Consider the following 9,904-nt stretch of genomic DNA (forward strand, 5'->3'; position numbering starts at 1 on the left):
AAAAGCCGTACCTGTATCGTGGAAGGAGGGAACAGTCCCTTGCCTGCCACGGCAGGTACGGCTTTTTTGACGGCACGGTGCCGGTCTCTCCGGGCTGGAGCGGCTGTCTTTAAGCAGCTCCAGCATTCGCGAGAAAAATGGACACAAAAACCATGAAGGTAAGAATGATGACGCCGTTAATCAGGGTGCCGATGACGGCTAAAATCTTGCGCCGGTTCTTCAGGGCAAGACCAATGATGCCGATGACAACGCCAATGACATTCAGCGCGGAAAGTCCCATCATCATCAGTCCCAGCGTCTTGATGTACTGCCCGGACTCGTCGGTCAAATATCCGTCCGCGTCAAAAATTGTTCCTGTCGCATTGCTGAAAATGGCGAACGTGGCGATGTAGCCGAGCAGAGCGGCCAGGGCGATAACAAAAGAGGCGACACCGGGTCCCGAATGCTTGCGCAGGAGCGGGTCTTCGTAGCCCGTTTGCGAATATTGTTGTTCGGTTGGATGATCTTTGTGCATAAATACGCTCCTTTGATGCTGTGATGATGAAAGCGAAGGCGGAAGGTTCGTAAGAAGGTGAACGGACTGCCCGATACTCCCACTTTTTCACAAAAGCCGCCTAATTGCAAGCCTGGGCTTGGAGAAGCAGCTGCCCATTCTACGTGAACCGTCCCGTCCCGCTGGCTTATCCGGCTCGGGTTGCGTTAAAATGAGAAGAGTTCACAGAACATAAAAGGAGCTGTTAGAGGGATGCGACGCACATTTATGCTGTGGGGAGCGGTATTGGCGATGCTGGCCGTGGCGATCGGAGCGTTTGGCGCTCATTTGCTTGAGCCCGTCATTGGAACCGACCGGATGGCGGTGTATGAGACTGGCGTCCAATATCATATGATGCACGCGCTTGGGCTGATGGTTATAGCTCTGGCTGCGGGTTCTCACGGAGACAGCCGGCGGCTGCTCTGGTCAGGCCGGCTGCTTGCCGCCGGCACCCTGCTGTTCTCGGGCAGTCTGTACGTGCTGGCTGTTACGGACATCAGCGTGCTTGGGGCCATTACGCCGCTCGGCGGCGTATGCTTTATCGCCGGCTGGCTGTGCCTTGTATTCGAGGCCGCTTCCTGGAAGGAGAAGGACGGCAGATAAACCGGTATCAGACACGGTACTTATACGCCAAAAAGCGGGTTCGGCAGGGGCAGAGGCTCCAGCCGAACCCGCTTTTGTCAGCGGTACGCGCATCACTCTTCTATTTCTATTGAAACTCATCAATCTCATTCAGCTTGAACGAATAAACCTGCTTCTCGTCCACATGATAAACGCTGATTGTTTTGGTCGCATCGTCAAAATTCAGAATCCGGCACGGAAGAGAAACCTGTTTGCCTTGACGGTTTGCCCGCAGCCGGACCAGCTTGTTGCTCTTGATGTATTGGCGGATCCATCCGTAAGCGTCGGAAACGGCCGCCGCGGGTGCCGGTGCCTCCGGCTTCGGAGCGGCGTTAGCTTGGGAAGCCGCCTGGTTCTTCGGCGCTGTCTGGGACGCGGCTTGTGCCGGTGCTGGAGCGGACGCTGTGTTCTGCGCCGGTACTGACGGGGCGGTTCCCAGAAGTGCTGCGATCTTCTTGCCGAGCTCTTGACCGGAGTTAATCTTGAAATCGGTCACCTTGTCTCCCGAATTCAACAGTTCCAGCAGGTACTGCAGGGCAAGCGGATTCGTGCGGGCATCGATGAGTATGTCTACGTTGAAGAGAAAGTGGCCCTCTGCGCTTTGAAGTTTTTTGTCCATTAATCCCCCAGCTTTTCCTTGTCGAAAATCATTCGTAAATAATATTAAACTATAACATTAAATCTTAAATAATCCTATAGCCGATTCCACGAATTTGTATCTCTGGTTTGCGGAGTCCCCGGCGTTAACGTCCATTCGTCTACACAGCGGAGCGTCCCGGGGCATATACTATCGCGGAGTATAAAAAAAGGAGGTGCGGCAAGCACGTGGTAACGATGGAACCGATGGAAATCGGGGGACACCTGCTGGTTGGCGTGGAAGTTAAGCTGCCGCTGACCACGCTGCTGACGGTCAACACCGCGCGGGGTTATATCATGTGCGGCGCACTGGATGTTGGTTTGCTGAATGAACGGCTGGCGGACCGGCGGATTATTGCAGGCAGAGCGGTAGGCGTCCGCACTCTGCAGGAGCTCGTCGACGCTCCGCTGGAATCCGTAACGGACGAGGCGCGGCGCCTTGGCATCGTTCCGGGAATGCCCGGCCGGGAAGCGCTGCTCAGAATGCTGTAAGCCGGGCTGTTTGGCCGGATGGTATTTTACAGCAGGCGAGTCACGCCCGCATCCTGTGCCCACAGGACTGCGGGCAATGATTTACATAAAGCCGCCGTACATAAAGCCATACATAAAGCCATACATAAAGCCATACATAAAGCCGTACATAAAGCGATACATAAAGCGATACATAAAGCGATACATAAAGCCATACATAACGCTGCTCCACGTTACCGCCAAAAACTCGCATCTAACTTCGCACGTCATTTTTGTGCCACAGTGCTTAGCATACAGCGTACAGCACTGCTTATGCCTGTTCAACACAGTTGTTTCCTGAAGCGATTAGGAGTAGAGTAAAAGGATAAGAAGTGCTCTTGACGTCTATGCTATCATCATGCTTTTTGCATCGATTCCCGGGGAGCGTTTTGGCTTGCGGTGCCGCAGTTTGCGCGTAATCTGCGCAGCGCTGGAAACGCCCCGCTTTCCGTCCGGTTTGTTTCGGCCGGGAAGCCGAAGGGTAAATGGACATTAGACGCCGGGCAGGGCCGGATAACGGACAAGGGTGCCGGCCACAATTATAACAGGGAAGGGGATTTCAATCATGGCAAAAGCAACGAACAAAACGAAAACAACCTCGCTCGACCAACTGCTCAACCGGCAGGTGGCCAACTTCAACGTACTGTACGTGAAGCTGCATAACTACCACTGGTACGTCAAAGGCGAGCAGTTTTTTACGCTGCATGTGAAATTTGAAGAACTGTATGACGACGTTACCCTGAAAATGGACGAGATTGCCGAGCGTCTGCTCACCATCAAGGGTGCGCCGGCCGCAACGATGAAAGAATATCTGGAGCTTGCCACCATCCAGGAAGCTTCCGGCACGGAAGATCCGCGTCAAATGGTGCAGACGCTGATCGAAGACATCGCCACGTTGTCGGAGGAGCTGACCGAAGGTATCGAAATGGCGGAAGAAGGCTCCGACCAGCCGACGGCCGACCTTCTGATCAAAATCCGGGGCGACATGGAGAAGCATCAATGGATGCTGCGTTCGTTCCTTGGTTAAATCAAATTTTTCCTTTAACAGCGCGGTCCCGCTTTGGGGCCGCGCTTGCTTTTTTGTAGGGAGAGAAAAGCCGGAATTTGTAGAGATCTGCGGCAGAAGCTATAATTTAACCAAGAATACAGGCATTTCGCCGGGAGAGGGGAGTAGAGGGCCATGAACATTCAACCGGTCGCGCTGAAGGAATGGGCGCTGGCGGTAGAGGCACTGCTGGACGGTTCCCAGATTATGCTGCTGCGCAAAGGCGGAATCGCGGAGGAGACACGAAGGTTTGAGCTGCGAAGCCCGTCTTTTTATCTGCTTCCGACCTATGAACATCAGCGCGCCGAACTGGTAAAAGAGGCCTATCGTCCGTACTACGGCCGCTCAATGGCGCAGTACAAGCCGGAATCCGGACAAGTACAGCTGAAGGCATGCGCGTTTGCAGCAGAGGACCTGGAGGTTAAGGACCAGGCCGAGCTTGCGGAGCTGTTTCCTTACCATATGTGGACCGCCTCGTTTGCGGAGGAGCGGCTGCGCTGGAAAGCGAAGGAACCGCTGCATGTTTTGCTGCTGAGGGTGTACGCTATGGAAGTGCCCTGCAATCTGGAGATGACGGATGAATACAGAGGCTGCCGGTCGTGGGTAGAGCTTGTGCCGCCGCCTCCAGCGGGGGAATTGCGGCCTGTGCTGGATGATGGCGAATTTGAGCGGAAATGCATGGAAATCCGCGAAAGGCTTGGCCGCTAAGGCATAAGGCTGTCCTTGAAAACTGAAAATAAACTTTGTAATACCCCTGGGATTATAATAAAATGATTGAGAATCATTGATAATCAGTGTGTGTTATTTTATAATAATTATAATTTGATACACACTTTAATAATGTGTATTGCGTAAGAAGCAGGTAACAAGCTTAGGCCTGTTAACAATAACCACTTTCTGTTTTCGCAAATTCATCAATGGAGGGAATAGTAAATTATGGCAGCAGAATTTGTCATTGAGGGACTGAAAGCCACGATTGAAGGCAAGGAAATTCTGAAAGGGATCAACCTTAGCATGAAAGGCGGCGAAATCCACGCAATCATGGGTCCAAACGGAACCGGGAAAAGTACGCTGGCTTCCGCGCTGATGGGACACCCGAAATATGAAGTAACCGAAGGGTCGGCTACCCTTGACGGCGAAGATCTGCTGGAAATGGCCGTTGACGAACGCGCCCGTGCCGGCCTGTTCCTGGCGATGCAGTACCCGAGCGAAATCGCTGGCGTTACCAATTCCGACTTCCTGCGCAGCGCGATCAACGCCCGCCGCGAAGAAGGCAGCGAAATCTCCCTGATACGTTTTATCCGCCTGATGGAAGCAAAGATGAAGGAACTGGAGATGAATCCCGAGTTCCTGCACCGCTATCTGAACGAAGGTTTCTCCGGCGGGGAGAAGAAACGGAACGAAATTCTCCAAATGATGATGCTGGATCCGAAGATTGTCGTCCTTGACGAAATCGACTCCGGTCTCGACATCGATGCGCTGAAAATTGTCGCCGCCGGCGTCAACTCCATGCGCAGCGAAGACCGCGGCTTCCTCGTGATCACGCACTACCAGCGGCTGCTCAACTACATCAAACCGGATTATGTCCATGTTATGATGCAGGGCCGGATCGTCAAATCGGGCGGACCGGAGCTTGCAGAGCGTCTGGAAGCGGAAGGCTACGAGTGGATCAAGGAAGAACTGGGCATCGAAGACGAAACCGTTGGCCAGGAAGCTTAAGAGACCGGAAGGAGGAGATTCAAGATGACGACGCAAACAACTCTTCCGGTGGACGCACAGGCGCTTGAGAACTGGTCGCGCGGCGGCGAAGAGCCTGCCTGGCTGACGGACGGCCGCCTCCGGGCGCTGGAGCTGGCAGCCGGCCTGGAACTGCCGAAGCTGGAGAAAACCCGGATCGACCGCTGGAACATCGATTCGTATGGAACAAACAAAACGGCGGAGCGCTGGAGCTCGTTAAACGAAGCTCCGGAATCGCTGGCCGCCCTGATTCAGGGGCAAGAGGAAAGCGGAAGCCTGGTCATCCAGCGCAACTCCGGCGCGGTATTCGCCCGGTTGTCTCCGGAGCTTGCAGAGCAGGGCGTGATTTTTACCGACCTGCAGACTGCGGTCCGCGAGCATGGCGACCTGGTTCAGCGTTACCTGCATCAGGCGGTGAAGCCGGATGAACACCGGCTGGCGGCGCTGCATGCGGCGCTGTGGAACGGCGGCGTGTTCCTGTACGTGCCGAAGAACGTCGAAATTTCCGTGCCGCTGCAAGCGGTGCTGCTGAGCGACGACGCGGAAGCGGCGTTTGTTCCGCACATTCTGATCGTGGCTGACACGAACAGCGCGGTAACTTATGTGGACAACTATGTATCCGATAAAGCGGAGCCGGGCCTGCATAACGGCGCGGTGGAAGTGTTTGTCGGCGCTGGCGCCAAAGTGCGTTTCGCCACGGTTCACCAATTCGGAACGGATATGACGGATGTGACCTACCGCCGTGCGGTGGTGGACAATGACGGCTCGATCGAGTGGATCGTCGGCGAAATGAACGGCGGCGATACGGCGAGCGATACGAAGTCGCTGCTGAAGGGCAATGGCGCCCATTCGGACGCCAAAGTCATCGCGGTGGGCTCCGGCTCGCAGAAGCTGAATTACACGACCCAAGCGCAGCATTTTGGCAAAAACACGCCAAGCGACATGATCACCCGCGCGGTAATGCGCGAGCAGGCGACGGCGATTATCAACGGAATTACGAAAATCGAAAAAGGCGCCACCAAAGCGGACGGCCAGCAGACGGAGCGTGTGCTGATGCTGAGCCCGAAAGCGCGCGGCGACGCCAACCCGATTCTGCTGATTGACGAAGACGATGTAACGGCAGGCCATGCCGCGTCGGTCGGCCAGGTGAATCAGGAGCAGATCTACTACCTGATGTCGCGCGGGATTAGCCGCCGCGAAGCGGAGTCTTTGATCATTTACGGCTTCCTGGCACCGGTCGTCTCCCAGATTCCGCTGGAAGGACTGCGCGCCCAGCTTCAGTCGCTGGTGGAAAGGAAGTTAGGCCAATGAACAGCGCGATCCGGGAGCAATTCCCGATCCTTCACCAAGAGGTGAACGGACATCCGCTCGTCTATCTGGACAATGCGGCGACTTCCCAGAAGCCGCGGCGCGTCATCGACGCGGTCAAATCGTATTACGAATGGGATAACGCCAACGTTCACCGCGGCGTGCATACACTGGGCAGCCGGGCGACCGATGCCTACGAAGGCGCGCGGGAGAAGGTGGCCCGTTTCATTAACGCCCGCAGTACGAAGGAGATTATTTTTACCCGGGGTACGACAACGGCGCTGAATCTGGTTGCTTCCTCCTACGGACGGGCGAATGTGGGCGAAGGGGACGAAATCGTCTTGACCCAGATGGAGCATCACAGCAACCTGATTCCTTGGCAGCAGCTTGCCAAAGAGAAAGGTGCTGTGCTGAAATATATTCCGCTGCAAAAAGACGGTACGGTTACGCTGGAAGACGCCGAGAAGACGATCACCAGCCGGACGAAAATCGTGGCGATCGCTTATGTATCGAACGTGATGGGCGTCTCCCACCCTGTGAAGGGGCTGGCGGAGATTGCCCACCGGCACGGTGCCGTCATTGTGGTCGACGGCGCACAGAGCACGCCGCACATGCCTGTCGATGTGCAGGATCTGGACTGTGATTTTTATGCGCTCTCCGGCCACAAAATGTGCGCGCCGACCGGCATCGGTGCTCTGTACGGCAAACGGCAGCTGCTTGAGGCAATGGAGCCGGTCGAGTTCGGCGGCGAGATGATCGACGATGTCGGCCTGTACGAGTCGACATGGAAAGAGCTGCCCTGGAAATTCGAGGGCGGCACACCGATTATCGCAGGAGCCGTAGGCTTAGGCGCGGCGATTGATTTTCTGCAGGAGATCGGCATGGAGAATATCCACCGGCATGAAAGCCAGCTGGCCGCTTATGCCGAGCAGCGGCTGGCGGAGATTGAAGGGCTCACCATCTACGGCCCCCGGAACCGGGAGGTCGGGCTTGTGACCTTCAATCTGGGCGACGTGCATCCGCACGACGTCGCAACCGTTCTTGACGCCGAAGGCGTGGCCATCCGGGCGGGGCATCACTGCTGCCAGCCGCTGATGCGCTGGCTGGAGGTCAGCTCCACCGCACGGGCGAGCTTTTATCTCTACAATACCGAAGAAGATGTTGACCGGCTCGTCGGCGCGCTAATCCGCACAAAGGAGTATTTCGCCGATGCAATTGGATGATTTATATAGACGCGTAATTATGGATCACTACAAAAACCCCCGGAACCGCGGCGCGTTTGACGACGACGCGATGAAGGTGGAGCTCAACAACCCGACATGCGGCGACCGCATAACGCTGCAGCTGAAGGTGGAAGACGGCATTGTCCGCGACGCCCGCTATACCGGCGAAGGCTGCTCGATCAGCATGTCGTCGGCGTCGATGATGACGGATGCGGTCAAAGGCAAAACTGTCGAGCAGGCGCTGGAGCTGGCGAACCGCTTTTCCGGCCTGATGAAAGGCGAAGACGTGACGTTTGACGAATATGAAGACATTGAAGCTCTTTCTGGCGTAAATAAGTTCCCGGCACGGATCAAATGTGCTACACTCGCCTGGAACGCGCTGCGCAAAGGCGTCGATACGGAAGAACGCGGCTAGCACGCGTAAGGGATGGAGCGGCCTTACCGCTCCGTCAAGTAAAGGAGGATGACATACCATGGCTAAAAAAGCGCCTGAAATGGAAGAGTACAAGTATGGTTTTCGGGACGAACACAAGGCGGTATTCCAAACGGGAAAAGGTCTGACTCCGGAAATTGTCAAGGAAATCTCCAAGATTAAAAACGAACCGGAATGGATGCTGAACTTCCGGCTGAAATCGCTCGAGCAGTTCAACAAAATGCCGATGCCGCGCTGGGGCGGCGATCTGGACGACCTGGATTTTAACGATATCCAGTACTACGTCCGTCCCTCTGAGAAGCAGGGCAAAACTTGGGAGGAAGTGCCTTCCGAAATCAAGGAAACGTTCGACAAGCTGGGGATCCCGGAAGCGGAACAGAAGTTCCTCGCCGGCGTATCGGCACAATATGAGTCCGAGGTCGTATACCACAGCATGCAAAAGGACCTTGAAGATCAAGGCGTCATTTTCATGGATACCGATACGGCGCTGCGCGAGCATCCGGAAATTTTGAAAGAATATTTCGGTACGGTGATCCCGCCGGCCGACAATAAATTTGCTGCGCTGAACAGTGCGGTATGGTCCGGCGGCAGCTTTATTTATGTGCCGAAGGGCGTAAAATGCGAAGTGCCGCTGCAGGCTTATTTCCGGATTAACTCCGAAAATATGGGTCAGTTCGAACGTACACTGATTATCGCCGACGAAGACAGCTTTGTGCACTACGTCGAAGGCTGTACGGCTCCGATTTACAGCACGAACTCTCTGCATAGCGCGGTTGTGGAAATTATCTGTAAGAAAAATGCCCGCGTCCGCTATACGACGATCCAGAACTGGGCGCCGAACATCTACAACCTGGTGACGAAGCGTGCGGTGGCGGAAGAAAACGCCACGATGGAATGGGTCGACGGCAACATCGGCTCCAAGCTGACGATGAAATATCCGGCGGTTGTCCTGAAAGGCCGCGGCGCCAAAGGCTCCGTCCTGTCGATCGCGGTTGCCGGCAAAGGCCAGCATCAGGACGCGGGAGCGAAGATGATTCACCTTGCGCCTGACACAACGTCGACCATCGTGTCGAAATCGATCAGTAAACACGGAGGCAAAGTAACGTACCGCGGTCTGGCCTCCTTCGGCCGTCAGGCGGAAGGCGCTAAATCGAACATCAAATGCGACACGCTGATTCTCGACAACCAGTCGACTTCGGATACGATTCCGTATAACGAAATCATGAACGACAACATCACGCTGGAGCACGAAGCAACGGTCTCCAAGGTATCCGAAGACCAGCTCTTCTACCTGATGAGCCGCGGCCTGTCGGAAGCTGAAGCGACGCAGATGATCGTTATGGGCTTCATCGAACCGTTCACCAAAGAACTGCCGATGGAATACGCGGTGGAGATGAACCGTTTGATTAAATTCGAAATGGAAGGCTCGATCGGTTAACAAATACGACGGGTATAGTCCGGGGATGGCCGCTTAGGCGGCTGTCCCCGGTTTTTTTGTGTCCAAGCGATCTGACGCATGGAGGTACGAAGACAGCTTGTACGTTTTTTGTCCGTTACTTTTGATGCTATTTGACGTATCGCTCGAAGAAAATCAGCCGCCCGGTTACCAGGCGGCTGATTTTCTGTAACACACAACAAACTCCGCCGAACGAATCCTCCCCTGTGACACACCCGCAGCGGATTACCACAGAACCCGATACGGAGGTCTTCACGGACTCAGCGGACGTTATTTCTGAAATTCTTGGACTTTGGTATGCCTTGGCGGACTCCAGTTCCGTTATTCGTACCGAAAACACACAAACTATGGCTTCTCCGCGTAAATAGGTGCTTCTGAGTCCGTCACTTTGCCAAAACACGGG

At 55.1% G+C, this 9,904-nt stretch carries 11 protein-coding genes; 9 read left to right on the forward strand and 2 right to left on the reverse strand.

Going from position 1 to position 9,904, the window contains the following annotated elements:
- Window positions 1–109 precede the first annotated feature (109 nt).
- On the reverse strand, window positions 110–514 hold the full coding sequence (locus tag ACE6ED_RS25605) for a hypothetical protein (RefSeq protein WP_410830283.1): 405 nt from the start codon (window positions 512–514) through the stop codon (window positions 110–112).
- A gap of 231 nt (window positions 515–745) precedes the next feature.
- Here ACE6ED_RS25605 and ACE6ED_RS25610 point away from each other — a divergent pair, with 231 nt between their 5' ends.
- The gene (locus ACE6ED_RS25610; protein ID WP_410830284.1) at window positions 746–1,135 is read left to right on the forward strand and encodes a DUF423 domain-containing protein; all 390 of its coding nucleotides are present in this window, start codon (window positions 746–748) and stop codon (window positions 1,133–1,135) included.
- A gap of 106 nt (window positions 1,136–1,241) precedes the next feature.
- Here the strand turns inward: ACE6ED_RS25610 and ACE6ED_RS25615 are convergent, their stop codons facing one another.
- Window positions 1,242–1,772: a hypothetical protein gene (locus tag ACE6ED_RS25615; protein ID WP_410830285.1), complete on the reverse strand. Its 531-nt coding sequence runs from the start codon at window positions 1,770–1,772 to the stop codon at window positions 1,242–1,244.
- A gap of 206 nt (window positions 1,773–1,978) precedes the next feature.
- On the opposite strand from ACE6ED_RS25615, the gene ACE6ED_RS25620 reads away from it, so the two are divergent.
- The 8 genes from ACE6ED_RS25620 to sufB all read left to right on the forward strand — a co-directional run bounded on the left by ACE6ED_RS25620 (window position 1,979) and on the right by sufB (window position 9,483).
- Window positions 1,979–2,281, forward strand: coding sequence for a YunC family protein (locus ACE6ED_RS25620; RefSeq protein WP_410830286.1), 303 nt, complete (start codon window positions 1,979–1,981; stop codon window positions 2,279–2,281).
- Window positions 2,282–2,864: 583 nt separating this feature from the next.
- Window positions 2,865–3,326 carry a Dps family protein gene (locus ACE6ED_RS25625; protein ID WP_410830287.1) on the forward strand — a complete coding sequence of 154 codons (462 nt, stop codon included), beginning with the start codon at window positions 2,865–2,867 and terminating at the stop codon, window positions 3,324–3,326.
- Between the two features lie 153 nt (window positions 3,327–3,479).
- Window positions 3,480–4,052, forward strand: a complete 573-nt coding sequence (locus tag ACE6ED_RS25630; protein ID WP_410830288.1) for a DUF1802 family protein — start codon at window positions 3,480–3,482, stop codon at window positions 4,050–4,052.
- Between the two features lie 228 nt (window positions 4,053–4,280).
- Window positions 4,281–5,063 carry a Fe-S cluster assembly ATPase SufC gene (gene sufC, locus ACE6ED_RS25635; protein WP_410830289.1) on the forward strand — a complete coding sequence of 261 codons (783 nt, stop codon included), beginning with the start codon at window positions 4,281–4,283 and terminating at the stop codon, window positions 5,061–5,063.
- Window positions 5,064–5,087: 24 nt separating this feature from the next.
- Complete coding sequence (sufD, locus tag ACE6ED_RS25640) at window positions 5,088–6,392, forward strand: Fe-S cluster assembly protein SufD (RefSeq protein WP_410830290.1); 1,305 nt, start codon at window positions 5,088–5,090, stop codon at window positions 6,390–6,392.
- Entirely contained in the window at window positions 6,389–7,612 is a 1,224-nt protein-coding gene (locus ACE6ED_RS25645; RefSeq protein WP_410830291.1) for a cysteine desulfurase, read from the forward strand. Before sufD ends, ACE6ED_RS25645 begins: the two co-directional genes overlap by 4 nt.
- Window positions 7,599–8,027, forward strand: a complete 429-nt coding sequence (gene sufU / locus ACE6ED_RS25650; RefSeq protein ID WP_410830292.1) for a Fe-S cluster assembly sulfur transfer protein SufU — start codon at window positions 7,599–7,601, stop codon at window positions 8,025–8,027. Before ACE6ED_RS25645 ends, sufU begins: the two co-directional genes overlap by 14 nt.
- 58 nt (window positions 8,028–8,085) lie before the next feature.
- Window positions 8,086–9,483, forward strand: coding sequence for a Fe-S cluster assembly protein SufB (gene sufB / locus ACE6ED_RS25655; protein WP_410830293.1), 1,398 nt, complete (start codon window positions 8,086–8,088; stop codon window positions 9,481–9,483).
- The last annotated feature ends 421 nt before the right edge of the window (window positions 9,484–9,904 follow it).

The sequence above is a fragment of the Paenibacillus nanchangensis genome, from assembly GCF_046543445.1.
Taxonomy (GTDB): Bacteria; Bacillota; Bacilli; order Paenibacillales; family Paenibacillaceae; genus Paenibacillus_AQ; species Paenibacillus_AQ nanchangensis.